Origin of the sequence: Streptomyces abyssomicinicus (genome assembly GCF_008974245.1) — a bacterium.
Classification (GTDB): Bacteria; Actinomycetota; Actinomycetes; order Streptomycetales; family Streptomycetaceae; genus Streptomyces; species Streptomyces abyssomicinicus.
The window spans coordinates 209,146-235,822 of sequence record NZ_BBZI01000008.1 but is presented as its reverse complement, the minus strand read 5'-3'; the positions used below and the strand labels follow the sequence as shown (position 1 = coordinate 235,822).

26 protein-coding genes are annotated in these 26,677 nt (G+C 73.2%); 11 read left to right on the top strand and 15 right to left on the bottom strand.

Annotated features, from left to right (window positions below):
* The first annotated feature begins 8 nt into the window (after positions 1–8).
* Positions 9–1,358 carry a glycosyltransferase 87 family protein gene (locus tag GBN72_RS18005; RefSeq protein ID WP_151772874.1) on the top strand — a complete coding sequence of 450 codons (1,350 nt, stop codon included), beginning with the start codon at positions 9–11 and terminating at the stop codon, positions 1,356–1,358.
* 82 nt (positions 1,359–1,440) lie between these two features.
* On the top strand, positions 1,441–2,352 hold the full coding sequence (locus GBN72_RS18000) for an aminoglycoside phosphotransferase family protein (RefSeq protein ID WP_151772873.1): 912 nt from the start codon (positions 1,441–1,443) through the stop codon (positions 2,350–2,352).
* A 3-nt stretch (positions 2,353–2,355) separates the two neighbouring features.
* On the opposite strand, the gene GBN72_RS17995 is transcribed toward GBN72_RS18000, so the two are convergent.
* From GBN72_RS17995 to GBN72_RS17970, 6 genes are all read right to left on the bottom strand, one after another.
* A complete protein-coding gene (locus tag GBN72_RS17995) occupies positions 2,356–3,129 on the bottom strand; it encodes an endonuclease/exonuclease/phosphatase family protein (protein ID WP_151772872.1) in 774 nt (257 codons plus the stop codon).
* 11 nt (positions 3,130–3,140) lie between these two features.
* Positions 3,141–4,094, bottom strand: coding sequence for an ROK family glucokinase (locus GBN72_RS17990; protein WP_151772871.1), 954 nt, complete (start codon positions 4,092–4,094; stop codon positions 3,141–3,143).
* Positions 4,095–4,147: 53 nt separating this feature from the next.
* The gene (locus GBN72_RS17985) at positions 4,148–4,654 is read right to left on the bottom strand and encodes a DUF5304 family protein (RefSeq protein ID WP_151772870.1); all 507 of its coding nucleotides are present in this window, start codon (positions 4,652–4,654) and stop codon (positions 4,148–4,150) included.
* 88 nt (positions 4,655–4,742) lie between these two features.
* Positions 4,743–5,912: an ArsA family ATPase gene (locus tag GBN72_RS17980; RefSeq protein WP_151772869.1), complete on the bottom strand. Its 1,170-nt coding sequence runs from the start codon at positions 5,910–5,912 to the stop codon at positions 4,743–4,745.
* A 19-nt stretch (positions 5,913–5,931) separates the two neighbouring features.
* A complete protein-coding gene (locus tag GBN72_RS17975) occupies positions 5,932–6,375 on the bottom strand; it encodes an SRPBCC family protein (protein ID WP_151772868.1) in 444 nt (147 codons plus the stop codon).
* A gap of 94 nt (positions 6,376–6,469) precedes the next feature.
* The gene (locus GBN72_RS17970; RefSeq protein ID WP_151772867.1) at positions 6,470–7,279 is read right to left on the bottom strand and encodes a metallophosphoesterase family protein; all 810 of its coding nucleotides are present in this window, start codon (positions 7,277–7,279) and stop codon (positions 6,470–6,472) included.
* A 326-nt stretch (positions 7,280–7,605) separates the two neighbouring features.
* On the opposite strand from GBN72_RS17970, the gene GBN72_RS17965 reads away from it, so the two are divergent.
* A complete protein-coding gene (locus GBN72_RS17965; protein WP_151772866.1) occupies positions 7,606–9,405 on the top strand; it encodes an AMP-dependent synthetase/ligase in 1,800 nt (599 codons plus the stop codon).
* Positions 9,406–9,583: 178 nt separating this feature from the next.
* Here GBN72_RS17965 and GBN72_RS17960 read toward each other — a convergent pair whose 3' ends face one another.
* Together GBN72_RS17960 and GBN72_RS17955 are read right to left on the bottom strand one after the other, a co-directional pair.
* A complete protein-coding gene (locus GBN72_RS17960) occupies positions 9,584–10,222 on the bottom strand; it encodes a hypothetical protein (protein WP_151772865.1) in 639 nt (212 codons plus the stop codon).
* Positions 10,215–11,009, bottom strand: a complete 795-nt coding sequence (locus GBN72_RS17955; RefSeq protein WP_151772864.1) for an alpha/beta hydrolase — start codon at positions 11,007–11,009, stop codon at positions 10,215–10,217. Before GBN72_RS17955 ends, GBN72_RS17960 begins: the two co-directional genes overlap by 8 nt.
* A 167-nt stretch (positions 11,010–11,176) precedes the next feature.
* Here GBN72_RS17955 and GBN72_RS17950 point away from each other — a divergent pair, with 167 nt between their 5' ends.
* The 4 genes from GBN72_RS17950 (at position 11,177) to GBN72_RS17935 (ending at position 15,169) form a co-directional block, all read left to right on the top strand.
* Positions 11,177–11,947, top strand: a complete 771-nt coding sequence (locus tag GBN72_RS17950; RefSeq protein ID WP_164540759.1) for a lysophospholipid acyltransferase family protein — start codon at positions 11,177–11,179, stop codon at positions 11,945–11,947.
* 84 nt (positions 11,948–12,031) lie between these two features.
* Positions 12,032–13,210, top strand: coding sequence for a MacS family sensor histidine kinase (gene macS / locus GBN72_RS17945; RefSeq protein ID WP_151773295.1), 1,179 nt, complete (start codon positions 12,032–12,034; stop codon positions 13,208–13,210).
* A 160-nt stretch (positions 13,211–13,370) separates the two neighbouring features.
* Positions 13,371–14,036 (top strand): response regulator, encoded by a 666-nt coding sequence (locus GBN72_RS17940; RefSeq protein ID WP_151772862.1) that lies wholly within the window; start codon positions 13,371–13,373, stop codon positions 14,034–14,036.
* Between the two features lie 113 nt (positions 14,037–14,149).
* Positions 14,150–15,169, top strand: coding sequence for a 2-hydroxyacid dehydrogenase (locus tag GBN72_RS17935; protein ID WP_151772861.1), 1,020 nt, complete (start codon positions 14,150–14,152; stop codon positions 15,167–15,169).
* On the opposite strand, the gene GBN72_RS17930 is transcribed toward GBN72_RS17935, so the two are convergent.
* On the bottom strand, positions 15,112–17,040 hold the full coding sequence (locus GBN72_RS17930) for an anthranilate synthase family protein (RefSeq protein WP_151772860.1): 1,929 nt from the start codon (positions 17,038–17,040) through the stop codon (positions 15,112–15,114). The genes GBN72_RS17935 and GBN72_RS17930 overlap by 58 nt on opposite strands.
* A gap of 285 nt (positions 17,041–17,325) precedes the next feature.
* On the opposite strand from GBN72_RS17930, the gene GBN72_RS17925 reads away from it, so the two are divergent.
* Together GBN72_RS17925 and GBN72_RS17920 are read left to right on the top strand one after the other, a co-directional pair.
* Positions 17,326–18,678 carry a class II 3-deoxy-7-phosphoheptulonate synthase gene (locus tag GBN72_RS17925; RefSeq protein ID WP_151772859.1) on the top strand — a complete coding sequence of 451 codons (1,353 nt, stop codon included), beginning with the start codon at positions 17,326–17,328 and terminating at the stop codon, positions 18,676–18,678.
* A gap of 192 nt (positions 18,679–18,870) precedes the next feature.
* Complete coding sequence (locus tag GBN72_RS17920; RefSeq protein WP_151772858.1) at positions 18,871–19,200, top strand: (2Fe-2S)-binding protein; 330 nt, start codon at positions 18,871–18,873, stop codon at positions 19,198–19,200.
* Positions 19,201–19,324: 124 nt separating this feature from the next.
* Here the strand turns inward: GBN72_RS17920 and bfr are convergent, their stop codons facing one another.
* A complete protein-coding gene (gene bfr / locus GBN72_RS17915; protein WP_151772857.1) occupies positions 19,325–19,819 on the bottom strand; it encodes a bacterioferritin in 495 nt (164 codons plus the stop codon).
* A gap of 169 nt (positions 19,820–19,988) precedes the next feature.
* Between bfr and GBN72_RS17910 the strand changes: the two genes are divergently transcribed.
* Positions 19,989–20,621: a sulfite oxidase-like oxidoreductase gene (locus tag GBN72_RS17910; RefSeq protein ID WP_151772856.1), complete on the top strand. Its 633-nt coding sequence runs from the start codon at positions 19,989–19,991 to the stop codon at positions 20,619–20,621.
* Between the two features lie 7 nt (positions 20,622–20,628).
* On the opposite strand, the gene GBN72_RS17905 is transcribed toward GBN72_RS17910, so the two are convergent.
* The gene (locus GBN72_RS17905; protein WP_151772855.1) at positions 20,629–21,501 is read right to left on the bottom strand and encodes a deoxyribonuclease IV; all 873 of its coding nucleotides are present in this window, start codon (positions 21,499–21,501) and stop codon (positions 20,629–20,631) included.
* A 103-nt stretch (positions 21,502–21,604) separates the two neighbouring features.
* The gene (locus GBN72_RS17900; RefSeq protein WP_151772854.1) at positions 21,605–21,973 is read right to left on the bottom strand and encodes a VOC family protein; all 369 of its coding nucleotides are present in this window, start codon (positions 21,971–21,973) and stop codon (positions 21,605–21,607) included.
* A gap of 272 nt (positions 21,974–22,245) precedes the next feature.
* On the opposite strand from GBN72_RS17900, the gene GBN72_RS17895 reads away from it, so the two are divergent.
* Positions 22,246–23,208: an extracellular catalytic domain type 1 short-chain-length polyhydroxyalkanoate depolymerase gene (locus tag GBN72_RS17895; RefSeq protein ID WP_151772853.1), complete on the top strand. Its 963-nt coding sequence runs from the start codon at positions 22,246–22,248 to the stop codon at positions 23,206–23,208.
* Positions 23,209–23,502: 294 nt separating this feature from the next.
* Here GBN72_RS17895 and GBN72_RS17890 read toward each other — a convergent pair whose 3' ends face one another.
* The 3 genes from GBN72_RS17890 to GBN72_RS17880 form a co-directional block, all read right to left on the bottom strand.
* Positions 23,503–25,599 (bottom strand): TerD family protein, encoded by a 2,097-nt coding sequence (locus GBN72_RS17890; protein WP_246212619.1) that lies wholly within the window; start codon positions 25,597–25,599, stop codon positions 23,503–23,505.
* A 327-nt stretch (positions 25,600–25,926) separates the two neighbouring features.
* Positions 25,927–26,364 (bottom strand): type II toxin-antitoxin system VapC family toxin, encoded by a 438-nt coding sequence (locus GBN72_RS17885; protein WP_151772852.1) that lies wholly within the window; start codon positions 26,362–26,364, stop codon positions 25,927–25,929.
* On the bottom strand, positions 26,361–26,630 hold the full coding sequence (locus GBN72_RS17880) for a hypothetical protein (protein WP_151772851.1): 270 nt from the start codon (positions 26,628–26,630) through the stop codon (positions 26,361–26,363). Before GBN72_RS17880 ends, GBN72_RS17885 begins: the two co-directional genes overlap by 4 nt.
* Positions 26,631–26,677 lie beyond the last annotated feature (47 nt).

The following is a 26,677-nucleotide window of genomic DNA, read 5'->3' as shown; positions in this document are numbered from 1 at the left end:
ATGTCCGCATGCAGACCACGGGCCGCGCGCACCCCCCGTCCGCCTCCACCGTCCCGCCCTCCGCTCCCGGCCCGGCGGCCGGGCGGTGGGCCCGGGGCGCGCCGTGGGTCCTGTGGGTCCTGTGGGCGCTGTGGCTCGCCTCGCGGGCGGTGCTGTTGCTCCTGGTCTTCAAGGTGTGGGTGATGCCCGGGCCGGACGTCACCTCCGACGTCCATGTGATCTACCAGAACTGGTACGGCGTGCTCGGTGAGGGAACGTTCCCCCAGGCCGACGTCACCTGGCAGTACCCGCCGGCCGCGGCGCTGGCGATCCTCTCGCCCGCCGTGCTGCCCTGGCTGGGGTACGCGGAGGCGTTCTTCGTGCTCGCCTTCCTCGTCGACCTGCTGGTGTTCGCGCTGCTGCTGCGCGCCGGGCGGGGGAGCGGACGGTCCCCGCACGGGGCCTGGCTGTGGACGGCGGGCGTGCCGCTGCTCGGCCCGACGGTCTACTCCCGCTACGACCTGATGGTCACGGCGGTCGCGGTGGGCGCGCTGCTCGCCCTGCGGCGGCGGCCCCGGCTCGCGGGCGCGCTCGTCGGGTTCGGCGCGATGCTCAAGGTGTGGCCGGTGCTGCTGCTGGCCGGGGCGGTCCGCAGGGCCACCTGGGTCTGGGCGGCGGTGACCGCCGCGGCGGTGGCCGCCGGGTTCGCGCTGGCGATGCCGGGGGCGTTCGCCTTCCTCACCTTCCAGCGCGACCGGGGCACCGAGGTGGAGTCGCTGGGCGCGCTGGTCCTGCACGTCGCCCGGCAGTACGGGTGGGAGGGGCAGGTACTGCTCAACTACGGCTCGATGGAGTTCCTCGGCCCGCACGTGGAGACGGTGAGCCGGGCGGCGATGCTGCTGACCGCGGCGGCGTTCGGGTGGCTGCTGTTCTGGCGTTGGCGGGCCCGCCCCGGGGCGCCGGGGGCCGCAGGGGCACGCGTCGTGTGGGGGCCGGCGGTGCCGGCGCTGGCCGCTCTGGTGGCGGTGCTGATGTTCACCGTGACCAGCCGCGTGATCAGCCCGCAGTACATGGTGTGGCTGGTGGGCGTCGCCGCGGTCTGCGTGTCGTTCCGCGGGAGCGGGGCGGGGCCGACGGGGTGGGTCGTGGTGGCCGCCTGCGGGGTGACGCTGCTGGAGTTCCCGCTGTACTTCGGGGACGTCGTGGGGAGCACGCCGCTGGGGCTCACGCTGCTGTTCCTGCGCAACGGTCTGCTGGTCGCCGCGACGCTGATGGCGGCGGACCGCCTGTGGGAGATCACGGTGAGCGGGTCCGCGTCGTCGGAGCGTCCCGAGCCCGCGGACGCGGAAGCTTCCGGGCGGCCCTCCGCCTCCTCCTGACCGGTGGGGGCCAGGGGCGCGGTTGCGGCCCAACTCCGCCAAGCTGGTGGCCCGTTGATCGGAACGGCGGCAGGCTGTCGCCGTGACCCTGCATGAGAACGAGATCGCTGTCGACGAGGCGCTGGTCCGCGCGCTGCTGAAGGAACAGCGCCCGGAGTGGGCCGACCTGCCGCTCGCGCCCGCCGGCGCGGGCACGGACAACACCATGTACCGGCTGGGGGACGACCTGCTCGTGCGCCTTCCGCGCACGACGGAGAAGGCCGAGGCGGTGCGGAAGGAACAGGAGTGGCTCCCGCGCCTCGCGCCGCACCTCTCCCGCCCGGTCCCCGCCCCCGTCCACGTCGGGACGCCCACCGGCGCCTTCCCCCTGGCCTGGTCGGTCCTGCGCTGGATCGACGGCGCGGAGGCCGGTCCCGGCACCGTCCAGGACTGGGCCGCCTTCGGCGCGGACCTGGCGGCGGTGGTGGGGGAGCTGCACGCCGTCCCGCTCATGGGCGCCACCCGCACGGACGGCCTCAGCGGGTACCGCGGGGGCGACCTGGAACCCTGCGACCCGTGGATCACCCGGTGTCTCGGCGACTGCCGGACCCACGTGGGTTGCGAGCTCGACGTCGACGCGCTGGAACAGCTGTGGCGTGCCGCGCTCGCCCTGCCCGCGTCCTCCAGCCCTCACGGCTGGCTCCACGGTGACCTCAAGCCGACCAACCTGCTGGTCCGGGAGGGCGCCCTGCACGCCGTGATCGACTTCGGTTCCCTCACGGTCGGCCGCCCGGATGCCGAGCACTCCACCGCCTGGAACCTCCCGCAGGAGGCCCGGCAGGCCTACCGGGACGCGCTGGACCTCGACGACGCGACCTGGAGCAGGGCCCGGGCCTGGGCGATCTCCACCGGCGTCAGCGGCATCTCCTACTACTGGGACACCTTCCCCGCCTTCGTCGACGAGTGCCGTGCGCTGCTGCGGTCGGTGCTCGCGGACGCCGAGGCCGCACGCTGACGGTCAGGGCGACGGCACGCGCAGCGCCGCCAGGACCGGCAGGTGGTCGGTGGCGGCGCGGAGGTCGGCCGGGGTGACGCCGGGGAGGTCCGTGGGGACGCCGCAGGCGAGGACCTCGATCCCCGGGGTGGTGAAGAGGGCGTCGATGCGCTGGACCGGGTCGTGGGCGGGCGAGGTGAACTCCCCGCCCCACGGCGCGGCCGTCCGGCAGTCCCGCAGCTCCCCGGCCACCCGGCGGAACGCCCGCCCGCCGGGCCTCTCGTTGAGGTCGCCGCCCGCCAGCACGTGCGCGGCCCCCAGGCCCCGCACCCGTTCCAGCAGCATGTCCGCCTGCCCGTACCGCTCCGCGGACTGCAGGGAGAGGTGGCAGCTCAGCAGCCCCAGCCGCGCCGCCCGCCCGAACCGCACCACGGCGGTGGAGAACCCCCGCCGGTGCAGCCCGGGGGTGAGCGGCAGCAGCACGTCCTCCGTGCGCTCCACCACCGCCCGCACCGAACACAGCAGCGCCGGCCCCGCGGCGGGCGCGCCGCCGGAGAGGACCACCAGGCCCGACTCCCGCGCCAGCCGTGCCAGCCGCTTGCGCCAGCCGACGAACCGCGGCGCCTCCTGGACCAGCACCACGTCCGGCGCGCAGGCCCGGATCACCCGGGCCAGCGCCGCCGTGTCGTCGCGCATCGACCGCACGTTGTAGGACAGCGCCCGGACCACGGCCGACCCGTCCGCCCCGGTCCCGGACGCCGGGAGCGGCGGAGGAGGGGCGGGCGCGTCGGCCGTCACCGGGCGCCCTCCTACATCGGGGCCGCGGGCTGCCGGGCCAGGTCGGCCGCGCCCACCAGACCCGCCTTGCCGCCCAGCGTCGCCGCGTTCACCTCGGCGACCGGACGCCAGCCGCCGCCCACCAGCCAGCGCCGGTAGGACTTGCGGACCGGCTCCAGCAGCAGTTCGCCCTCGTCGGAGAGGCCGCCGCCGATGATGAACGCCTCCGGGTCGAAGAGCGAGGCCAGGTCGGCCAGCCCCGCGCCGACCCAGCGGGCCAGCTCCCGGTAGGAGTCCACGGAGACCCGGTCGCCCTGCCGGGCGGCCGTGGAGATGTGCTTGCCCTCGATGCCCTCGGGCGTGCCGTCGCCCAGGGAGAGCAGCAGCTCGGCGTTGGCCGGGGTGGCGGAGGCGCGCTGCTTGGCGTAGCGGACCAGGGCGCGCCCGGAGGCGTACTGCTCCCAGCAGCCCTGCTTGCCGCAGCCGCACAGCAGGCCGTCCGGCACCATCCGCATGTGGCCGAACTCGGCTGCCACACCGAAGTGACCGCGGCGCAGCTTGTCGCCGATGATGATGCCGCCGCCCAGGCCGGTGCCCAGGGTGATGCAGATGACGTTGCGGTTGTCCCGGCCCGCACCGAACCGGTACTCGCCCCAGGCCGCCGCGTTGGCGTCGTTCTCGACGACGACGGGGAGGTCCACGCGGGCCTCCACCTTCGCCTTGAGCGGCTCCTGACGCCAGTCGATGTTGGGCGCGAAGTAGACCGTGGCCCGCTGCCGGTCGACGTAGCCGGCGGCGCCGATGCCCACGCCGACGATCTGATGCCCGGCCCTGGCCCCGTCCACCGCGGACGCGATGGCGTCGACGATGGCCTCGGCCGTGTCGGGGGTCGGCACCTTGAAGGTCGAGAGGATGTTGCCATCCTCGTCGACGACTCCCGCCGCGATCTTGGTGCCGCCGATGTCGACGCCGATGGTGAGTCCCATGTGTCCCTCGGTAAATGGTCGTGCCCGCTGGGGCTTACCGTACCGGAGGGCGATCACTCCACGTCGATCCGCTGGCCTCCCACCGGTCCGTCACCCCGGTCGTCGTCCCCCGGGCGGTCCGCGGAGCGGCCCTCCGCCCGGCCGGCGGCGGCGCCCTCGGCACCGTCCTCCCCGGCACCGCCGGTCCGGTGTTCGTCACCGGAGGTCCAGCGGCTCTCCTGGCCCTGCACGGCGGAGCGGTAGGCGGCGAGCAGTTCGGAACCGGCCGCGGCCAGGTGGCGGAAGACGTCCGGGTTCCGCTCGATCACCGGCTCGACCGCGGCCCTGGCCTGCCGGACGACCTGCTCGGCCGCCCCCAGCAGCTGGGCCTGCCCCTGGAACGAGCCCAGCCGGTCGGCGACCGCGGAGGCCAGCCGGCGCAGTTCCTCGGCGGCCGACGCGGTCCCGTCGCCGGTCGCCCGGCGCTCGCGGTGGGCCTCCCGCTGTGCCCGCAGGTCCTCGGCGCAGGCCTCCGCCCAGGCGTCGGAGCCGCCGACGTGTGCTTCGGGCTTCTCGCTCATCCCGGACCCCTTCTTCCGTCTCTTCCGCGTGCCCTCGCTCGCGTCCGGCTCGGACACTGTCGACGTTACCCGAACGGGCCGGGCGCGTTCAGCGCTCCGCGGAAGGGCCCGGCCACAGCGACGGGTCCGGGACGAAACGGACGACCAGCGTGCCCTCCCGCAGGGCCGCCCCGGTCACCGCGCACCTGCGCAGGACGGACGGCAGCGCGAGGGCCCGGTGGAAGCGCCCCACGGTGAGCAGCAGCTCGTCACCGCGTCGGACCAGGTCCAGCTCCTCACGGACCGCGCCGGGCAGCGGTATGCGCCAGACCAGCGTGCCGTCCTCGGCGCTCCGGTCCTCCACCGGCCGCTCGACGGCGGCGGGGCCGGCCGGGCCCGCCGCGCCGGGGAAGGCGTCCACGCCCGGGACGCCGAGGGCGGCGAGGTCGTCCGCGCCGCGCGGGTCCCGGCCCAGGTGCGGCACGGTGTGGACGGGCAGGGCCGCGGCCCACTCGTCGAGCGTCCCGCGCTGGTGGGCGGCGAGCGCGGCCAGCCAGGCGTCGGGGGAGGAGTCCGGCACCACCCGGTTGGCCAGCAGCGCCTCAGGACGGTGGCCGTGCAGCGCGAGGCCGAGCACGGCCGCGCGCACCGCCTCCGCTCCCGCGGGGCCGGGCTCGGCGGTGAGCCGCACCGAGGCGCGGTCCAGCAGGGACTGTGCCTCGGCGAGTTCGGCGTCCCGGCGGGCGGTGGAGTCGTAGAGCCAGTCGGCCGGCATCGGCACCCCGGCCAGCCGGCCCAGCAGCGGCCGCAGGGCGCGGGCCGCCTGCCGCTCCGGCGGGAGCAGCCGGCGCAGGTAGCGGCGCAGCACGCCCGGCAGGGCCAGGAGGGCGAGGGCGTCGGGGGCCGCCGGAAGATCGACGACCAGCACGTCGTGGTCGCCGGAACGCGCGGCCCGGCGCAGGTCGCGCAGCAGCCCGAGCTCCCGGGCGCCGGGCAGCGGGGTGAGTTCGTCGCGCTCCAGCGGACGGGCGCCCAGCAGGTCCAGGGCGGAGCCGGCCCGCTCCTGGAGGGCCCCCAGCGCGTCCCGGAACCCCTCGGCGGGGTCGGACAGGCGCACAGCGAGGCCGGGCACGGAGCCGGGCGGGAGACCGGCGGGCGAGGTGCCGTCGCAGGTCAGCAGCAGGGTGCGGGAACCCTCGCGGGCGGCGCGCAGGGCGGTGGCCGCGGCGACGGTGGTCCGTCCGGAGCCGCCGGGCCCGGTGATCAGTACGGTTCGCATCGGCGGCGAGGACCCGGCCCTAGGCCGCCCTGGACTCGACGCGCTTCTTCAGGCCGGCCAGCGCGCGGTCGATGATGACCTTCTCGGCCTTGCGCTTGATCATGCCCAGCATGGGGATCTTGACGTCCACGGTGAGGGTGTAGGTGACCTCGGTGGACCCGTCGCCCCGGTCCCGCAGGGCGTAGGAGCCGTCCAGGGACCTGAGCATCTGGGACTTCACCAGGGTCCAGGAGACCTCGCTCCCGCCCTGCCAGGTGTAGGCCAGGGTCTGGTCGTCCTTGATCGCGCCGGCGTCCATCACCAGCCGGACCTGCTCCGCGCGGCCCCGGCCGTCCGTGGCGACGACCTCCGCCTCCTTCACCTCACCGGTCCACTCGGGGTAGCGGGCGAAGTCGGCGATCACCTCCATCACGTCGGCCGGTGCGGCCTCAATGGTGATGTTCGAGCTGGTGTGTTCCGCCATCGCCGTGGCTCCTCCAGATCCGGTCCGGCAGGTCTGCTGGTGCAGGCTATCGCGCGTGGAAGGCGCCGCCGTCCCGGCAGGGGGGCCGGGGCCTTCAGAACTCCAGCGCCCACGGCCTGCCGCTGCTCGCGAAGTGGCCCACGTTGACGCACTCGGTGGACCCGATCCGCATCCGCCGGCTCAGCGGCTGGTGGACGTGCCCGAAGAGCGAGTACCGGGGCCGGGTGCGCCGGATCACGTCCAGCAGGGCGCGGCTGCCCCGCTCGAAGCGGCGGGCCACCGTGTCGTAGACCAGGTCGGGGACCTCCGGCGGGATGTGCGTGCACAGCACGTCCACCTCGCCCAGCGCGGCCAGCTTGGCCTCGTACTCCTCGTCGCTGATCTCGAACGGCGTCCGCATCGGGGTGCGCAGGCCGCCGCCGACGAAGCCGAAGGTCCAGCCGCCGATCTCCACCCGTTGGCCGTCCAGGACGGTGGTGCCCTCCCGGGCGAACTCCGGCCACAGCCGGGGGATGTCGACGTTGCCGAAGGTGGCGTACGCCGGGGTGGGCATCGCCGCGAACATCTCGGCGTACTGACGGCGCACCGCGCGCTCGATCAGCACCGCCCGGTCCTCGCCCGCCGCCGCCCACAGTCCCGCCTGGAAGTCCCTGGCCTCCGCGAAGCGGCGGGCGGTGCGCAGCTCGACGACGCGGTCCGCGTTCTCCTCGCCGAACAGCTCGGGGAAGATCCCGCGCGAGTGGTCGGCGTAGTCGAGGAACAGCACCAGGTCGCCCAGACAGATCAGGGCGTCGGCGCCCTCCCCGGCCCGCGCGAGATCGCGGGCGTTGCCGTGCACGTCACTGACCACATGGATGCGGGTGCCGGGCCGGACGGCACGGTCACGGAGGGGGGTCGCTGCCATGCCGACGAAGCCTAGGCGTGCGGTGGGACCGTGAACAGAGGCGGTCGGACCTGCGGTTACTCTGGCTTCACAAGAAAGGCGTGGACTACTGTGCGCAATGGAACACCAGTCGTGTGACGCGGCGAACATCCGAACCGGATGCCCTTCCGGAGTAAAGCTACCCAGGGGTAACGTCCGTTCGGTCCAAGAAGTGTCAGGTCCAGGGCGTGCCGGGTCCGGGGCGGATCGTGTCCGCACCCCGTCCGGGCAGGCGCCCGGCCACGGACCGCACCGCCGTCGCACCCCACACAACGTCGTGGCGTCGGCGCCAATGAGGAGCAGCAGTCTTGCGCGAGTTCAGCCTTCCGGCTCTGTACGAAGTCCCTGCGGACGGCAACCTGACCGATCTGGTCCGCAGAAACGCCGCGCAGCACCCCGACACCGCGGTGATCGCCCGCAAGGACGACCGCGGCGCCTGGCAGGACGTCACGGCCCGGCAGTTCCTCGCCGAGGTGAACGCCGCGGCCAAGGGCCTGATCGGCGCGGGCGTGCAGCCCGGCGACCGGGTGGCGCTGATCTCCCGCACCCGCTACGAGTGGACGCTGCTGGACTTCGCGATCTGGAGCGCCGGCGCGGTGACCGTGCCGGTCTACGAGACCAGCTCGCCCGAGCAGATCGAGTGGATACTCGGCGACTCCGGCGCCACCGCCGTGGTGGTCGAGACGGCGGCCCACGCCGCGGGCGTCGAGCAGGTCCGCTCCCAGCTCCCCGCGCTGAAGCACGTGTGGCAGATCGACGACGGCGCCCTCGAGGAGCTCGGCCGGCTCGGCCAGGACGTCTCCGAGGACACCCTCGACGAGCGCGCCCGCTCCGCCAGGGCCGACGACCCGGCGACCATCGTCTACACCTCCGGCACCACCGGCCGCCCCAAGGGCTGCGTGCTCACCCACCGCAACTGGTTCGCGGAGGCCGGCAACGCCGTCGAGCGCCTCGGCCCGCTCTTCGACACCGGCCGCTGCTCCGTCCTGCTGTTCCTGCCGCTCGCCCACGTCTTCGGCCGCCTGGTCGAGGTCGCGGCGATGCTCGCGCCGATCCGGCTGGGCCTCGTCCCCGACATCTCCAACCTGACCGGCGAGCTGGCGTCCTTCCGCCCGACGCTGATCCTCGGCGTCCCGCGGGTGTTCGAGAAGGTCTACAACTCGGCCCGCGCCAAGGCGCAGGCCGACGGCAAGGGCAAGATCTTCGACAAGGCCGCCGCCACCGCGATCGCCTACAGCCGCGCCCTGGACGAGCCCTCCGGCCCGTCCTTCGGCCTGCGGGTCAAGTACAAGGTCTTCGACAAGCTGGTCTACAGCAAGCTGCGCGCCGTCCTCGGCGGGCGCGGCGAGTACGCGGTCTCCGGCGGCGCGCCGCTGGGTGAGCGCCTCGGCCACTTCTTCCGCGGCATCGGCTTCACCATCCTCGAGGGCTACGGCCTCACCGAGTCCGCCGCGGCCACCGCCTTCAACCCGTGGGACAAGCAGAAGATCGGCACGGTCGGCCAGCCGCTGCCCGGCTCGGTCGTCCGCATCGCCGACGACGGCGAGGTCCTGCTCCACGGCGAGCACGTCTTCACCGGCTACTGGAACAACGAGGCGGCCACCGCCGAGGCGCTGGAGGACGGCTGGTTCCACACCGGCGACCTCGGCACCCTCGACGAGGACGGCTACCTGCGGATCACCGGCCGGAAGAAGGAGATCATCGTCACGGCGGGCGGCAAGAACGTCGCCCCGGCCGTGATCGAGGACCGCATCCGGGCGCACGCGCTGGTCGCCGAGTGCATGGTGGTCGGCGACGGCCGTCCGTTCGTCGGCGCCCTGGTCACCCTGGACGAGGAGTTCCTCGGCCGCTGGTGCGCGGAGAACGGCAAGCCGCAGGGGACGACGGCGGCGGGGCTGCGGGACGACGCGGACCTGCTGGCCGCGGTCCAGTCGGCCGTCGACGACGGCAACGCGGCGGTCTCCAAGGCGGAGTCGGTGCGCAAGTTCCGCGTGCTGGCGAGCCAGTTCACCGAGGAGTCGGGGCACCTCACGCCGTCGCTGAAGCTGAAGCGGAACGTCGTCGCCAAGGACTTCGCGGACGAGATCGAGGCGCTCTACCAGCGCTGACGCCACCCCCGCGCGGGGCGGGCGTGGACGAGGGCGGGGCCCGGGTCGCAGCGACCCGGGCCCCGCCCTCGTGCGTCGTCGGCGCGCGCCCCGCGTCCCGCGGCGGCGCGCTCGTGCGCCTGTGCGCCTGTGTGCTTGCGTGCTTGTGCGGGAAGCGCCGGCGCGCCGCGCGCGGAGGTCAGACGACCGCGCCGCGGCCCGGGTCGTCGAAGTCGTCCCCGTCGGGGTCCATGCGCAGGACCAGCGCAGCCGCGCCGCCGAGGAAACCGCCGACGCACACCGTCGTGAGCCACCAGGACATGTGCCATCCCAGCAGCACCGCGAGCAGCAGCAGCACCGGACCGCCGACGATCCCGAGCCACGCGAACTTCGCGGTCGCGTCCGTCTCCGGCAGCGGCGGCGGCTCCGGCGGGACGAAGTGGTCCTCCTCCTCCGACGGTTCCGCGAGCTCGAAGTCCCGCGGCCCGGCCGGCGGCGCCGTCGCGGTGGCGCCCGCGCCCACGCCGGGGGCGAACGTCACCGCCCCGCCCAGTGGCCGCACCTCCGGCTCCGGCTCCGGCCCGGGCTCCGCCACCGGTTCGGCGTCGGCCTTGGGGCCGTCGGCGCCCCCGGGGCCCTCCGCGTCACCGGGGCGCACGTCCTCCTCCGGGAGCGCCAGGTCCTCCACCGCCCGGAACGGTCTCACCCCCGGCGGGTCCGGCGGCTCCTCGCCGTAGGAGGCGACGATCGCCTCCCACGCCGCCTTCTCGTCGAACGCGGGAAGCTCGGGTTCCTGCTCCTCGTGGTCCGGGTCCCGCCCGGCGCCGTTCTCAGCCAACGGAGGCCGTCCCTTCCCGGTCGGACCGGGAGACGCCCGCGCCGGGAGCCAGCCGCTCCACGAAGGCCAGGCTCTCCGCGAAGATCCGCTCCGCGTCGTTGTCCAGCGTCGCCACGTGATAGCTGTCCTCGAGCAGGACCTCGGTGGCGTCCACCGAGGAGACCCGCGCCAGGATCCGCGCCGAGTCGGCCGGGGCCACCACGTGGTCCTCGGTGCTGTGCAGCAGCAGGAGCGGCTGGGTGACCTGCGGCAGTTCGCGGTCGAGGGTCCGCAGGAAGACCGCCAGCGAGTAGGCGGCGTGCAGCGGCACCTTGGCGTACCCCGTCTCCAGGGCGCCGGCCTTCTTGATGTCGCCGGTCAGCCCCTTGGTGGTCGGCACCAGGTGCCGCACGACCGGCAGCACCCGCGCGGCCGCCCCGTGCACCTTGTTGACGGGGTTGACCAGGACCACCCCGCTCACCGCGTCGCCGTGCCTCGCGGCCAGCCGCAGGGCGAGCGCGCCGCCCATGGACAGCCCGCAGACGAAGACCGCCGAGCACCGCGCGGTGAGCTCCCGCAGCGCGCGGTCCACCTCCGCGTACCAGTCCTGCCAGCCGGTGACCTGCATGTCCTCCCAGCGCGTGCCGTGACCCGGCAGGAGGGGGAGGGACACCGTCAGCCCGCGTTCGGCCAGGTACTCCGCCCAGGGGCGCATCGACTGCGGCGAACCGGTGAAACCGTGACAGAGCAGCACGCCGATCTCCCCGCCGTCGTGGCGGAACGGCTCGGCTCCGGGAAGGACCGGCACCTTCGGTCTCCTCGTGACTGAGTCGTGCCGACGGGTACCCGCACGGCACAAGGGTGGAGTGGGTACTTCACCGTACGCGACCGTGCCTGCACCGGCCAGGGGCGTCGAGCGTTTGCGGCGGCCTCGGGATAAGGTTCGGACCCGATGCACAGGAGGGCAGTCGGGTGATCTACGAAATAATGAAGGTGATCATCGGGGCACCGGTGAAAGTCGCGTTCAGACCTTGGGTCGAGGGCCTGGAGAACATTCCGGCCGAGGGGCCCGCGATCCTCGCGAGCAACCACCTGTCCTTCTCGGACTCGATCTTCCTTCCCGTGATGCTCGACCGCAAGGTCACCTTCATCGCCAAGGCGGAGTACTTCACCACCCCCGGTGTGAAGGGGCGCCTGACGGCCGCCTTCATGAAGGGCGTCGGCCAGCTCCCGGTGGACCGCGAGGGCGGCCGCGGCGCCGGCGAGGCGGCGATCCGCAGCGGCATCAAGGTCATCGAGAACGGCGGCCTCTTCGGCATCTACCCCGAGGGCACCCGCTCGCCCGACGGCCGGCTCTACCGCGGCAAGCCCGGCGGTCTGGCCCGGGTGGCGCTGGCCACCGGCGCCCCCGTCATCCCGGTCGCCATGATCGACACCGAGAAGATCCAGCCGCCCGGCCGGGCGATGCCCAAGCTCATGCGCCCCGGCATCCGGATCGGCAAGCCGCTGGACTTCAGCCGCTACCAGGGCATGGACAACGACCGGTTCGTGCTGCGCGCGGTGACCGACGAGGTCATGTACGAGCTGATGAAGCTCTCCGGCCAGGAGTACGTCGACATGTACGCCACCGCCGCCAAGCGCCAGCTGGCGGAGGCCGCCAAGGCGGAGAAGGCGGCCAGGGCCGAGAAGGCCGCCGAGCAGGCCAAAGCGGCCGCGGCCGGTTCCAAGGGGCCGGAAGGCCACTGACCCCGGGCGGCCCACGCCGCCGTACGCGGGGACACCAGGGGGAGACGGGGGAGGGGCGAGGTGGCCCGGGAGACACGCGGCCGGATGTCGGTCGAGCAGCCGCTCTGGCGGGCGCTGACCGCCTACCGGGTGCTGACGATGCTGTACGCCGTCGCCCTGTTCGCGTCGGCGCACCGGCACTTCGTCCGCCCGGAGGTGGCCGTCGGCTACCTCGCGGTCCTGATGGTGTGGACCCTGGCCACCGTCCGCCGGGTCTCCGACGCGCGCAGCTGCACCCGCGGTTTCCTCGGCGTCGACCTGACGGTCGCGGTCGTCGGCATCCTGCTGACACCGCTGGCCGACTCCGCCGCGCGCATCCACGCCGGCGGCCCGACCCTGCCGTCGATATGGACGGCCGGCTCGGTCCTCGCCTTCGCGGTCAAGGGCGGCTGGCGCTGGGCGGCCTTCGCCTCCACCCTGGTGGCCGCGGCCAACCTGGTGGAGCGCGGCGCCCCCACCCGCGACACGGTGCACAACGTGATCCTGGTCTGGGTCGCCGCCATCGCCATCGGCTACGTCGTCGAGGTGGCCCGCGCCTCCGAGCGGACCCTGGCCCGTGCCCTGGAGATCGAGGCCGCCACCCGGGAACGCGAGCGGCTGGCCCGTGACATCCACGACGGCGTGCTGCAGGTCCTCGCCATGATCCGGCGGCGCGCCGCCGACGGCGCCACCGGCGGCGGGGCGGACACCGCCGAGCTGGTCCGGCTGGCGGGCGAGCAGGAGTCCGCGCTGCGCGCGCTGATCTCCCGGGGCCTGCCCGGCCCGCGCGACGCCCACCGGCGCGAGGACGTCCCGGACGGCGGCCCGGAGCCCGGCGGGGAGCAGTCCGACGGTCCCCTCGACCTGCGCGCCCTGCTGGCCCGCCACGCCACCGGCCCCAGGATCGCCCTGGCCGAACCGGGCACCCCGGTGGAACTGCCCGGCCACACGGCCCGCGAACTGGCCGCGGCGGTCGGCGCCGCGCTGGACAACGTCCGGGCGCACGCGGGGGAGGACGCGCGGGCCTGGATCCTGCTGGAGGACGAACCCGCCCAGGTCATCGTCACCGTCCGCGACGACGGCCCCGGCATCCCCGCGGGCCGGCTCCAGGCCGCCGAGAGCGAGGGCCGGCTGGGCGTCGCCCAGTCCATCCGGGGCCGCCTGCGCGACCTGGGCGGCACGGCCGAGCTGTTCTCGGTCCCCGGCCAGGGCGCCGAGGTCGAGATGCGGGTGCCGAAGACCTGACCACGGCGCGGCTCCGCGCAGCCGCGCGGGGACCCCGCCGAGCCGCGCAGCCGCGGGGGCCCGCGGAGCCGCGCAGCCGCGGACCCTGGGCCCGCGGAGTTGCGGAACAACGTACGAGCCCGGGAACGCGGGAACCGAAGAGCTGGAGGAGAAGGAACCGATGGGGGAGAGCCCGTTGAAGGTGATGGTGGTCGACGACCACCCCATGTGGCGGGACGCGGTGGCCAGGGACCTGGCGGACGCGGGCTTCGAGGTGGTGGCCACCGCCGGCGACGGCGAACAGGCGGTCCGGCGCGCCCGCGCCGCCCGGCCCGACGTGCTGGTGCTCGACCTCAACCTGCCGCTGAAACCTGGCGTGGCCGTCTGCCGCGAACTGGTGGGCGCCGACCCGGCGCTGCGGGTGCTGGTGCTCTCGGCCAGCGGCGAGCACGCCGACGTGCTGGAGGCCGTGAAGTCCGGCGCCACCGGCTACCTGGTGAAGTCCGCGTCCACCGGGGAACTCCTCGACGCGGTCCGCCGCACCGCCGTCGGCGAGGCGGTGTTCACCCCGGGCCTCGCCGGACTGGTGCTCGGCGAGTACCGCCGGCTCGCCGCCGGACCGTCCGGGCCGGCACCCGCGACGCCCGCGCCCCGGCTCACCGACCGGGAGACCGAGGTGCTGCGCCTGGTCGCCAAGGGCCTGTCGTACAAGCAGATCGCCGAGCGTCTGGTGATCTCCCACCGCACGGTCCAGAACCACGTCCAGAACACCCTGGGCAAGCTCCAGCTGCACAACCGGGTGGAGCTGGTGCGGTACGCCATCGAGACCGGCCTCGACGAGGACTGACCCCGGCCGGCGCAAGGGCCCACCGGCCCGGCGCGGCGCAAGGGCCCCGCGGCCCGGCGAAAGGGCCTTCCGGCCGCTCGCGGGCGGGCGGCGGGGCTCGTATCGTCGGCTGCATGGAGATCCTCGCGTTCGGAGTCCAGTACGACGAGAAGCCGCTCCTGGAGGAGGCCTTCGCCGCCACGGTCGGCCCGCTGGGGCACGAACTGCGCTGCCTGGACGTCAACCTGGACGCGGACACCGCCGCCCTCGCCCTCGGCCACGAGGTGGTGGTCAGCCCGGTCAACGCGGAGCTGGACCGCCAGGTGCTGCAGACCCTCGCGGTCGGCGGCACCGGGCTGATCGCCCAGCGCTCCACCGGCTTCAACAACATCGACCTTCCCGTCGCCGAACGCCTCGGCATGACCGTGGCGCGGGTCTCCGCCTACTCGCCGTACGCGGTCGCCGAACACGCCTGGGCGCTGGCCCTGGCGTGCAACCGGCGGATAGCCCGCGCCGCCCGGCGCACCCGGGACTTCGACTTCCGGATCAGCGGCCTGATGGGCCGTGACCTGCACGGCCGGACCGCCGGGGTGATCGGCACCGGCAAGATCGGCGCCGCCTTCGCCCGCATCGCCCACGGCTTCGGCATGAAGCTCCTCGGCTGGGACGTCCGCGAGAACCCGGAGTGCCTGGAGCTGGGCATGGCCTACGTCCCGACCGCCGAACTGCTGGCCCGCTCGGACCTGATCACCCTGCACGTGCCGCTCATCCCGGAGACCGAGCACCTCATCGACGCGGAGGCGCTGCGGGTCATGAGGGACGACGCGATCCTGGTGAACACCAGCCGCGGCGGCCTGGTGGACACCGCCGCGCTGGTCGCCGAACTGCGGGCCGGCCGGTTCGCCGGAGTGGGCCTGGACGTCTACGAGGCGGAGGAGGGCCTGTTCTTCCTCGACAAGTCGCTGGACTTCGTCGAGGACGACACCCTGGCCCGGCTGGTCACCTTCCCCAACGTCCTGGTCACCGGCCACCAGGCCTACTACACGTCCGACGCGGTGGGACAGATCGCGCACACCACCGCGTCGAACGTGGTGGACTACCTGGCCGGCCGCCGCTCGGAGAACGTGCTGGTGCCCAGGCTGCCCGCCCCCTGACCGGCGTCCCGCACCAGCCCGGCCAGCAGCTCCCGCACGACCTCGGTCCCGCGCACCGTGAGCACCGACTCCGGGTGGAACTGCACCCCGGCGAACCCGGGCCCGCGCAGCGCGTGCACCTCGCCGTCCGCGGCCCGGCTCACCTCCACCGCCCGCGCGGCCAGTCCGGCCGCCGCCGCGTCGTCGCAGCGGGCGACGAAGCTGTTGTAGAAGCCGACCTTCTCCGGGCGACCGAACAGGTCGACCGTGGTCTGCGCGCCCTGGTACGGCACCCGCTTGCGGACGATCTCCAGCCCCAGCTCGGCGGCGATCAGCTCGTGGCCCAGGCAGACGCCCAGCACCCCGTGCCGGTGCCCCCGGAGCACCTCGGCGGCCAGGGACCGCAGGAACCGCATCCGCGGGTCCGCCCCGTCGCCCGGGTCGCCGGGGCCGGGGCCCAGCACCACCGGGCCCCGGTGGGCGAGGACCGCCTCGCGCAGCCCCGGCTCGTCGAAGCGGCGCACGGTGACCGTCAGGCCGAGCGAGCGCAGCAGGTGGGCGAGCATCGCGGTGAACGTGTCCTCGGCGTCCACCACCAGCGCGTCCCCGGTGAGCGACCGGGCCCGCGCGGTGTCGTCGGCCGGCCCCCGCATCCGGAGCCAGAACGGCGCCAGCTCACCGCGGCGGGCGTCCAGCGCGGCCCGCACCCGCGGGTCGTCCGCCAGCCGGGCCGCCGCCCGCTCCTCCCGCGGACGGCCCGGCCGGACCCCCAGCGCGGCCAGGATCCCGGCCGCCTTGGCATGGGTCTCGGCCACCTCGCCCGCCGGGTCGGAGCCGCGCACCAGCGTCGCGCCCACGTCGACCCGCAGCCGGCCGTCCGCGCGGATGTGCGCGGTGCGGATCAGGATGGGGGAGTCCAGGGTCTGCGCGCCGCCCGCGTCCCGGCCCAGCAGGGCCAGCGCGCCCGCGTAGTAGCCGCGCCCCTCCGGCTCGTGCCGCTCGATCACCCGGCAGGCGTTCTGCACCGGCGAGCCGGTCACCGTCGCGGCGAACATGGTCTCCCGCAGCACCTCACGGACGTCCAGCGTGGAACGGCCGCGCAGCTCGTACTCGGTGTGCGCCAGGTGCGCCATCTCCCGCAGCCGCGGGCCGACCACCACACCGCCCATGTCGCCGACCGTGCACATCATCTTGAGCTCCTCGTCCACCACCATGGACAGCTCCTCGGTCTCCTTGGCGTCGCCGAGGAACTCCAGCAGGTCCTCCGGCGTCGGCCCGCCGGCCGGGTAGCGGTAGGTGCCGCTGATCGGGTTCATCACCACGGCCTGCCCCGACATCCGCACGTGCACCTCGGGGCTCGCCCCCACCAGGGTGCGGTCCCCGGTGTGCACCACGTACGTCCAGTACGCGCCCCGCTCGCCCTCCAGCAGCCGCCGGAACAGGGCGAGCGCGTCGGCCGCGCCGAACCCGTCGATCCGGCCCCGGTAGGTGCGGCGGATCACGAAGTTGGCGCCCTCTCCGCGCCCGATCTCCTCCCGCAGCACCCGTTCCACGGTCGCCGCGTAGGTGGTGTCGTCCTGGTCGAAGCCGCCGTCCTCCACCCGCACCGGGTGCGCGGGAAGCTGCGCCAGGGCCCCGGCCATCGGGATCTCGTAGGTCTCCTCGGGGGTCAGGGCCAGCAGCGGCGTGCCGTCGTCGCGGACGTCGAAGCCGCGCTCGCGGATCTGCCGGAACGGCACCAGGGCCAGCGCCCGGTCGGGCAGCTCGGCCAGCGTCGCGTACTCGGCGACCGGGCCGACCAGCAGCTCGACGAGATCCTGGTCACGGCCGGGGGTGCGGCGGCGCAGCAGGGCGAACGGGCGTCCGTCGCCGGGCAGCAGCGAAAGGTCCATGGCGGGTGCTCCTCCGTGGGAAGTGGTGGGGAGGAGCGGCCCGGTCGCGAAAACACCGAAGGCCGCCCCTCGGGCGGCCTTCGCGAAGTGTGGGTACGCGCAGTCAGTGGGCCGCCGAGGGAGCGGTCCACCACCAGTTGCGGTGCGTGAGCGTCTGGTGCGGGTGCGCGAACATGCCGGGAACAGTACCGCACCGTGTCGGCGGGTGTACGGGGTTCGGATGGTCCATCCCACACTTTGGGCTTTTCATCCGAACCGAGGAAGGGAGCCCTTACTCTTGCTGGCGTGACCGTGAACCTTGAGAGCCCCGCCGCCTTCGTGCCGACCTGGAGAGACCTGCCCGCTGCCCAGCAGCCGGAGTATCCCGACCAGGAAGCCCTGGGCAAGGTCGTCACGGAGCTGGAGAGCTACCCGCCACTGGTCTTCGCCGGCGAGTGCGACCAGCTGAAGGCCCGGCTGGCGGCCGTGGCCAAGGGGGACGCGTTCCTGCTCCAGGGCGGCGACTGCGCCGAGTCCTTCGACGGCGTGGGTGCCGAACAGATCCGCGCGAAGCTGAAGACGCTGCTCCAGATGGGCGCCGTCCTCACCTACGCGGCCTCCGTGCCCGTGGTGAAGGTGGGCCGGATCGCCGGCCAGTACTCCAAGCCGCGCTCCAAGCCGATGGAGACCCGCGACGGCGTCACGCTGCCGGTGTACCGCGGTGACTCGGTGAACGGCTTCGAGTTCACCGAGGCCTCCCGGATCCCCGACCCGGAGCGGCTGAAGCGGATGTACCACGCCTCGGCCTCCACGCTGAACCTGGTGCGCGCCTTCACCACCGGCGGCTACGCCGACCTGCGGCAGGTGCACGCCTGGAACCAGGACTTCGTGAAGTCGTCCCCCTCCGGCCAGCGCTACGAGCAGCTCGCCCGGGAGATCGACAACGCGCTGAACTTCATGCGGGCCTGCGGGACGGACCCCGAGGAGTTCAAGACCGTCGAGTTCTACGCCTCCCACGAGGCGCTGCTGATGGACTACGAGACCGCCCTCACCCGGGTGGACTCGCGCACCGGCAAGCTCTACGACGTCTCCGGCCACATGGTCTGGATCGGTGAGCGGACCCGGCAGATGGACCACGCGCACATCGAGTTCGCCTCGAAGGTCCAGAACCCGATCGGCATCAAGCTCGGCCCCACCACGACCGCGGAGGACGCGCTCCAGTACATCGAGCGCCTCGACCCGGACCGTGAGCCGGGCCGGCTGACCTTCATCGTCCGCATGGGCGCGGACAAGGTCCGCGACCGGCTCCCGGAGCTGGTGGAGAAGGTCACCGCCTCCGGCGCGACGGTCGCCTGGGTGACCGACCCGATGCACGGCAACACCTTCGAGGCCGCCTCCGGCCACAAGACCCGCCGCTTCGACGACGTGCTCGACGAGGTCAAGGGCTTCTTCGAGGTCCACAAGGAGCTCGGCACCCACCCCGGCGGCATCCACGTGGAGCTGACCGGCGACGACGTCACCGAGTGCGTGGGCGGCGGCGACGAGATCTTCGTCGACGACCTGCACCAGCGCTACGAGACCGCCTGCGACCCGCGGCTCAACCGCAGCCAGTCGCTGGACCTGGCGTTCCTGGTGGCGGAGATGTACCGCTCGCAGTGACGCTCCGAGCGGGCGCCTGACACGGCGCGACGACGGGCCCGACGATGGGGCGCGGATCACAGGGATCCGCGCCCCATCCGTCTTCCCGGGCACCGCGAGGTGGGTTAGGTTAGGTTTGCCTCACCAAGCGGAACCTCTGGTTCCGGTCGAGGTCCATCCGAGCGAGCGAACCCAGGACGGGGGTGAACCTTCGTGTACGTGTGCAGCTGTTTCGGCGTGACCGAGGAGCAGGTGAAGCGCCACGCGGAGGCCGGCGCCTGCACCCCCCGTCAGATCGCCTCCGCCTGCAAGGCCGGCACCGACTGCGGTGGCTGCGTCAAGCGGATCCAGGCCATCCTCGGCCGGGGCGCCTGCCCCCGCCGCGAGCTGATCGAACAGGGTCGCCCCGCCGAAGCCCTGGCCCCGCGCCGGGCGCTGCCGGCGCCGGCCGCCGGAGCCGTCGGCGTCCCCCGGCTGCCCGGGCCGCCTGGGCTTCCCGGGGCCGTGGGGCCGGCGCCGACGGCCCGTCCCGAGGCCGCCTGAGCGTCGCCCGGGTTCCGTCCCGAGGTCGCCTGGGCGCCGCCCGGGCCCCGTGCCGAGGCCGCCTGGGCGCCGCCCGGGCTCCGTGTCGACGCCGCCTGGGCGCCGCCCGGGCTCCGTCCTCCGCTCAGCCCGCGTCCGCGTCCGGCTGGGACTGCTCGATCACCGTCGAGATGTACAGCGACTCACCCAGCTTCTCGATCAGCTCCAGCTGGGTCTCCAGGTAGTCGATGTGCTGCTCCTCGTCGGCCAGGATCGCCTCGAAGATGTTGGCCGAGGTGATGTCGTTCTTCGCCCGCATCACTTCGACGCCGCGCCGCAGCCGGTCGATGGCCTCGACCTCGACCTGCCGGTCCGCCTCGAACATCTCGGTGATGGTCTGCCCCACGCGGACGTGGAAGAGCCGCTGGTAGTTCGGCAGGCCGTCCAGCATCAGGATGCGCTCGGTGAGCACCTCCGCGTGCCGCATCTCGTCGAAGGACTCCGCGCGGGTGTAGCGGGCCAGCTTGGTCCAGCCCTTGTGGTCCTGCAGCTTGGAGTGCAGGAAGTACTGGTTGATCGCCGTCAGCTCGGCGGTCAGCTGCTCGTTGAGGAACTCGATGACCTCGGGGTCGCCCTGCATGCGGCGGGTCCTTCCAGGCGCGGATCGGATGTGATTGCTGCGCCCGCATGATGGCAACCAGCCGCCGCCACGTCCAGTAAGTGCACACTTACCCGTCTTGTTCCTTTTTGCCCCTCGGTCGGCCGAGGCGGCTCCTCCGGCCCGGAGAGGGTCTGTCAGGATGGGTGACATGGGTCAGCCGGAGGAACACGCGTCCGGGGAAGCGGCACAGCCGGGACTTCCCCCGGGGCAGCGTCTGCAGCGGGGCTGGCCGGTGACCCACTACGGGCCGGTGCCGCGGTTCCGGCCGGAGCGCTGGGAGTTCCAGGTCTTCGGCGCCACCGCCGACGGCCTCAAGCACTCCTGGAACCACGGCGAGTTCGGCGCCCTGCCGCGCAGCACGGTCGTCGCCGACCTGCACTGCGTCACCCGGTTCAGCATGCTGGGCGCCGAGTGGAGCGGCGTGCCCGCCCAGGTCGTCCTGGACGCCGCGCCGCCCGCGCCGGACGTCACCCATGTGATGGTCTGGGCCGAGTACGGCTTCAGCTCCAACATGCGCCTGGCGGACTTCGCCGCCGAGCACACCATCTTCGCCACCCACAAGGACGGCGAGCTCCTCACCGCCGAGCACGGGTTCCCGCTGCGGCTGATCGTCCCCCACCTGTACGCATGGAAGGGCCCCAAATGGGTCCGCGCCGTGGAGTACATGACGGCGGACCGGCGCGGCTTCTGGGAGGAGCGGGGGTACCACAACGTCGGGGACCCCTGGAAGGAGCAGCGCTTCTCCTACCAGGAGCAGCCGGGCGAGGGCCCGGACCTGTAGCTCCGGCTCAGCCCTTCTGTTCGCGCAGCTTCTTCAGCCGCTCGACGTCCGCGGCGTGGCCCTCCTTGCCGCCCGGCGTCTCGATCACCAGAGGCACGCCCTCCGTCGCCGGATGACGCAGCAGCTCCCCGAACGGGTCCTCGCCGATGTGGCCCTCGCCGATGTTGGCGTGCCGGTCCTTGTGCGCGCCGACGACGTCCTTGGAGTCGTTGGCGTGGATCAGCTTCAGCCGGCCCGGGCCGACCGTCGCCACCAGCTCGTCGAGTGTCTGCCGCATGCCGTGCGGGCCGGTCAGGTCGTGCCCGGCGGCGAAGATGTGGCAGGTGTCCAGGCAGACCCCCAGCTTCGGGTGGGCGTCCAGGGCCTCGAAGTAGGGCCCGAAGTCCTCGGCGCGGGAGCAGAGGGACGAGCCCTGGCCGGCGGTGGACTCGATCAGCAGGAACGGGTCGTCGTCGTGGGTCAGCTCCTCCAGCAGCGGCAGCATGTGCTCGCGGACCTGCTTCAGCGCCACGGCCCGCTCCCGCCCGCCGGTGGCGCTGCCGGTGTGCACCACGACGCCCAGCGCGCCGATCTCGCGGCCGCGGCGGAGGGAATGCCGCAGCGAGTCCACGGAGCGTTCCACCGTGGCCTCGGTGTGCGACCCGAAGTTGATCAGGTACGGGGCGTGCACGTACGCCGGTATCGAATCCTCCGCACAGGCGGCGCGGAACGCCTCGTCCTGGGCCGGGTTCCCGGTGGGCGTGGCCCATCCGCGGGGGTTGGCGACGAAGACCTGCACGGTCTCGGCGGCCAGCTCCCTGGCGTAGGTCAGGCCGACGGTGCTGAGGCCGCCGGCGACGGGGACGTGCCCGCCGACGGGGTTGCGCTGCGCAAACTTCACCCACCCAGGGTGCCACGGCCCCTTCCCGGCCCCTGTGGTCGCCCCGTGCCGTGTGGCCGTCTTCACGCCGTGCGGCTGGTCGCCACCGTGGCCCGGAACACCGTCATCGGGCCGTGACCGGCTGAGTCAGGTTCACCGGGTTGCCGTCGGGGTCCTGGATGTGGGCGACGCGCTGTCCCCACGGCATGTCGTTGGCGCCGCTGCCGACGGTCCCGCCCAGCGCCTCCACCCGGCTGAGTGTCTCGTCGACGTCCTCGACACCGATGCTGAGCAGGATCCGCGGTGCCTCCCGGTCCCCCGGGTCCGCCTTGGCCACCAGGCCGAGGTCGGTGTCGCCGATGCGCAGGCCGACGTAGAAGGCCGGGCCTTTCGCCGGCGTCCGGAAAACCTCCTCGGCGCCGAACAGTTCCGTGTAGAAGCCGATCAGCACGTCCTGCTGAGCGGTCAAGATCACTGGCTGGACGGTGGACACGGCACTCCTGTCGAGGACGGTCTTGTCGCCGGGTAGACCGTTCGAGGACGGTGCACTCATCGGCGACTCGCTCGACAGCTGAGCGTTCCGGGTGGGGAGTAGAGGAATGCCGACTCCCATGTGCGGCAGGGTTGTTGTCGGTTCCGGGTGACGCCCTTACCGTGTGCGCGTCATTCGTGATCAATCCGGAAACTTTCGAGGTCGAAGAGCTCGTCGCCCCCGCCGCGTTGGTCGCGTCGATCCAACGTTCCCGACAAGGAGAGGGCGGCCACATGACGGTCCGACGGAGATCACGCGCAGGCGTCGCCCTGCTGGCGGCGTTCGCCGGGGTGGTCACCCTGCTCGCCGCCTGTCAGGCGTCGGTGGAACCGGGCAGGAAACCCGCCTCCCTCACCGAGGTGACCGACTTCGGGAGGAACCCGGGCGGCCTGCGCATGTACGAGTACGTGCCGAACAGCGCCGGGGCGCATCCGCCGGTGCTGGTGGCGATCCACCCGTGCACCGGCTCGGGGCCCGGCTTCCACGCGGGCACGGCGTTCGCCGAGCTGGCCGACCGGTACGGGTTCATCGTCGTGTACCCGGATGCCAACTCCGAGGGTCAGTGTTTCGACACGGCCTCCTCGCAGGCGCTGAAGCGCGACGGCGACAGCGATCCGACGAGCGTCGCCTCCATGGTGAAATACGCCGAAGAGCACCACAAGGCCGATGCCGGGCGGGTGTACGTCACCGGCGCCTCGTCCGGGGCGAACATGACCAACGTGCTCCTGGCCGACCACCCCGATCTCTTCAAGGCCGGGTCGGTCTTCATGGGCGTGCCGTTCGGCTGCTTCCCCATCGACGACTACGGGTCGGACGGGTGGAGGGAGTGCTCCAGCGGTCGGCACACCGAGACCCCGCAGAAGTGGGGTGACCTGGTGCGCGACGCGTACCCGGGCTACAAGGGCGCCCGGCCGCGGGTGCAGCTGTGGCACGGAACCGAGGACGACACGCTGAACCACAAGAACCTCGGCGAAGAGATCAAACAGTGGACCGACGTGCTGGGGGTGAACCCGGAGCCGGTGCTCACCGACCAGCCGAAGTCAGGCTGGACCCGCACCCGCTACGACGACGACGGCGAGCAGCCGCCCCTCGAAGTGATCAGCGTCGAAGGCGGGCAGCACGACTTCCCGAACTCCGGCATGGAGACCATGGCCATCTCCTTCCTCGGTCTTGACCGGAGCGGCACCCAAGGGTGACGCGGCCTCGCGGGCCGGGGCGCGGCGCTGGAGCGGAACATCGCGGCGTTCCGCGGTACGTGCCGGCGGCAGCGCCTCCGTTCGACCGCTGCTGTTTCGAGCTGCTCCCACTCGTCCCACGCCACGCTGCGCTCCCCATGTCGTCGCCCTGTCCGATGGTGCGGCGGGCCCGGCAGGCGGCCCGTGGCCGGCCTCGTGGATGTAGCGCGGGTGCGCCGAATCCCAGCACGTCTGTGGCCACCCCCCGAAGGGACGGCCACAGGCCTTGGGCCCAGCGTCGGCGGCCGAAGCCGGTCAGGCGTCCGCGCCCTCCGGGGTCCGGCGTCGGCGGGCTGCGGGGCGGGCGTCGAGGTGCGTGACGACGTGTTGGTGGAAGCGGTCGACGGCCTCGTCGACGCTGCGGATGAAGCCGGATTCGGCGCTGCCCCGGCCGCTGCCCATGCTCTTCAGGAGCGACAGCCGGAACCCGGTGATGCGCGCGCCGTTGCCCGGCAGCAGGTCGCCGGGCTCGGGGCGCAGGCGTTCGAGGGTGCTGCGCGGGCCGGGGCCATCCCCGTCGAGGAGGGTTTCGATGTGCAGGTCGGCGGGGGCTTCGGCGAGCTGCTTGACCAGGCGCTTGGCGCGGGCGAGGGGGTAACCCTGGTCGTCCGCCGGCAGGTCCATCGACGTGCGGAGCTTCGCGGTGCGCAGGTCGGCGGTGACGGTCAGGACGCCCGGCGTTCCGTCGATGCGGAGTTCCGCGTGGAGCCGGCCCTGGGCGCAGAGGTCGTCGGCGAGGGCGGCGCGCCGGCCGTCCGGGTCGACGCCGCGCTTGGCGCGCTGCACCGGCAGTACCTTCTGGCCGAGTTCGCCGCCCAGTCGGAGGCAGATCTGCCGGATGAGACGTTCCCAGCTCTCGACGACGGCGACGGCGCGGCTGTCGCCGGTCACGAGCGTCTCGTCGTCGATGCCCTTGCGCACGGGCACCCACGCCGGGCCCATGTTCTGGAAGCCGTGGCAGCCGGAGTTCTCGTGCCGGAGGTAGTGGAGGAGTTCCTGGAGGAGCCAGGCGTGGGCGGCGTTGACGACGCCTTCGTGGCGGATGAGCATCTGCGCCTGGTGCGCGACCTCCGTCCAGGAGAGGTGCCAGAGGGCGACCTTGTTCTTCCTGCGCCGGTCGATCTTCACCTCGACGACCGGGCGGCCGTCCAGGGCGACGTCGTTGGACAGGGTGATCACGGCCTCGTAGCCGCGGCGGGCGGCGATGTCCGCGTAGGCCTGCACCTGCTCGGGCCTGAGCGGGTTGCCGTTCGTCTTGGTCTCCACCAGCGCGGTCCAGATCCGGCCCGCGCGCTCGACGCGGATGACGCCGTCGGGGCGCTTGGGGGTCTCACCGTGCGGCAGCGTGACCTCGGTGAAGGTCTCCATCCGGCCGGCCGGGGCGCCGAATGCGGCGGTGAGCCGGCGGCCGAACTCCGGGACCTGCGCCATCACCGAGAGGAGCACGGACGTCGCGCGCATCTCGCGTTCCCGGTCGCTCTTCACGGAGGACGCGGGGAACAGGCGGGACTGCTGCCAGTTCTCGTTCTCCGCGAGCGACTTGCGCATCGTCTCGGGGATCGTGACCTTGCGCTTCGCCGTCCGCGGGCGGCGCGTCACGGCGGGCTTCGCGGCGGGAGTGACGGGTGCGGTGGGTGCGGCCTGCGTGGTCGCGGGGACCGAGGCAGGGGAGGCCTGCTCTTCCGTACGCGGGGCGGGGAGCGGGGTGGCGTCGGCCTCGGGGGTGGCTGTGGTCGCCGTCTGCGCGGCGGCGACGTCGACGGACGCGTCGGAGGGCTGCTCCGGCTCCTCGGGGTGGTCCTCCGGGCTGTCGTCGATGTCGATGCCGAAGTCGGTGGCCAGGCCGCCGAGGCCCGTCTCGTAGCCCTGCCCGATGGCGCGGAACTTCCACTCGCCGGCCCGCCGGTAGAGCTCGCCGAAGAGGAACGCGCTTTCGACGCTCGCGTCGGGGATGGAGAAACCGAGCAGCGGCTCGCCGGCCCGGTCGGTGATCGTCAGCCGCAGGTCGTCCAGGTCGCCGAAGAGGGCTCCCTCGTACCGGCTGGCGGCGATGACGACGCGTTCCACCCGCTCCGGGACGGCCGTGAGGTCCAGGCTGATGCGGTCCTCGCTGCCGTCGCCCGCGGGCGTCTTGCCGAGCAGTTGGACACTGCCGTCCGGGGCGGCCAGGTGGTTGTAGAAGAAGAAGTCCTGGTCTCCGCCGACCTTGCCGTTCTCGTCCAGGAGCAGCACCGACACGTCGGCGTCGCCGTCCCCGGACGTGCTGCACCAGCCGAGGCTGACGACGACGGAGTCGGTGTCCTCGCTGAGCGAGGAGAGCGCGACGTTGGCACCCTTGGTCATCTCTTGCATGTGTGGTCCCCCCACGTACTGGCCGGCGCGACTCTCCCCCTGATCCGTGCCGACCCGTCGGTACACACGGCGTCCCCACGCCGTGCTGAAAATTCGGATCCGGCATTCGTACCACCCCGGATCCGGTGGGCGCCGCCCTACCTCCGAGTAGCTTGCGGATGTACGGCGTACGTGAGAGTGGAAGGATGGCGAAGCCCGTGTGGCTCCGGCTTCGGTGGGCCGGCTACGGCAGGTCTCGCGGACGGCGCGGGCAAGGCGTGGCGCGCATGGCTACGCCGGAGGGCAGCCAGGGGAGTGCCGCGAGACCGGCGCAGGACCGGAGGGGCTTCAGAGGTCGTCGGGGAGGACGCGGAAGTGGGTGTACCGGCCGCCCAACGGCCGGACGGTTCGGAAATCGCGGATGTCGCGGGTGACCACGGCGTCCGTGTCGTACTCGGCGGCCAGGGCGACATTGACGGCGTCCACGAGGTCGAGGTCCAGTGCCGAGTACCGGGCACGCACCGCCAGTGCGGCGTCGAGCATGTCGGCGGTGGGCGGGACGAGGACCAGGCGTAGTTGTCGGTTCCGGGCGACCAGGGAGCGGAGGATGCCGTCCGCCGCCCGCCGGCCCGCGCGGCTGGTGGCCACCTGATGCACCTCGGTGAGGGCCAAGGGTGTGGCGACGAGCAGAGCGCATTCGTCGACCGCCTTCCTCGTCGCCAGGTGGGCCGGATCGGAGCGGTTGAAGAGCGTCAGCAAGCCGGAGGTGTCGGCGACGGCGATCACGCCGGGTCCCCCGTGTTACGCCGTTCCCGTGACTCGTGACCTCGGACCACGGCGTCGCGGATGTCCTCGGCTGTGACGGGGCCGCCGAGATCGTAGGTCTCCTCGTCGGTGACGAACGGTTCCTCCCACACCCGGTAGGCGAGAGCGATGCGGTGGATGCCCTCACGGATTATCTCGGCCTCGGGCTTCCCGACCCGGGCGGCGGCCTCCTTGATCAGCTCCAGATCGCTGTCCTCGGCGTAGACGTTCGTGCGCTTCAGAGCCATGCCTTGATGGTACATGTCCTGTACCAATTGCCTCGGCGGCGGCCAGC

What these genes read in the sequence shown, in the direction of transcription:
- macS (WP_151773295.1), top strand. Translation starts at nt 12,032, where the DNA reads ATGTCGGTCGAGCAGCCGCTCTGGCGGGCGCTGACCGCCTACCGGGTG.
- GBN72_RS17935 (WP_151772861.1), top strand. Translation starts at nt 14,150, where the DNA reads ATGGAGATCCTCGCGTTCGGAGTCCAGTACGACGAGAAGCCGCTCCTG.
- GBN72_RS17880 (WP_151772851.1), bottom strand. Translation starts at nt 26,630, where the DNA reads ATGGCTCTGAAGCGCACGAACGTCTACGCCGAGGACAGCGATCTGGAG.
- GBN72_RS17895 (WP_151772853.1), top strand. Translation starts at nt 22,246, where the DNA reads ATGACGGTCCGACGGAGATCACGCGCAGGCGTCGCCCTGCTGGCGGCG.
- GBN72_RS17985 (WP_151772870.1), bottom strand. Translation starts at nt 4,654, where the DNA reads ATGAGCGAGAAGCCCGAAGCACACGTCGGCGGCTCCGACGCCTGGGCG.
- GBN72_RS17910 (WP_151772856.1), top strand. Translation starts at nt 19,989, where the DNA reads ATGGGTCAGCCGGAGGAACACGCGTCCGGGGAAGCGGCACAGCCGGGA.
- bfr (WP_151772857.1), bottom strand. Translation starts at nt 19,819, where the DNA reads ATGCAGGGCGACCCCGAGGTCATCGAGTTCCTCAACGAGCAGCTGACC.
- GBN72_RS17980 (WP_151772869.1), bottom strand. Translation starts at nt 5,912, where the DNA reads ATGCGAACCGTACTGATCACCGGGCCCGGCGGCTCCGGACGGACCACC.
- GBN72_RS17970 (WP_151772867.1), bottom strand. Translation starts at nt 7,279, where the DNA reads ATGGCAGCGACCCCCCTCCGTGACCGTGCCGTCCGGCCCGGCACCCGC.
- GBN72_RS18005 (WP_151772874.1), top strand. Translation starts at nt 9, where the DNA reads ATGCAGACCACGGGCCGCGCGCACCCCCCGTCCGCCTCCACCGTCCCG.
- GBN72_RS17930 (WP_151772860.1), bottom strand. Translation starts at nt 17,040, where the DNA reads ATGGACCTTTCGCTGCTGCCCGGCGACGGACGCCCGTTCGCCCTGCTG.
- GBN72_RS17990 (WP_151772871.1), bottom strand. Translation starts at nt 4,094, where the DNA reads ATGGGACTCACCATCGGCGTCGACATCGGCGGCACCAAGATCGCGGCG.
- GBN72_RS17975 (WP_151772868.1), bottom strand. Translation starts at nt 6,375, where the DNA reads ATGGCGGAACACACCAGCTCGAACATCACCATTGAGGCCGCACCGGCC.
- GBN72_RS17890 (WP_246212619.1), bottom strand. Translation starts at nt 25,599, where the DNA reads ATGCAAGAGATGACCAAGGGTGCCAACGTCGCGCTCTCCTCGCTCAGC.
- GBN72_RS17940 (WP_151772862.1), top strand. Translation starts at nt 13,371, where the DNA reads ATGGGGGAGAGCCCGTTGAAGGTGATGGTGGTCGACGACCACCCCATG.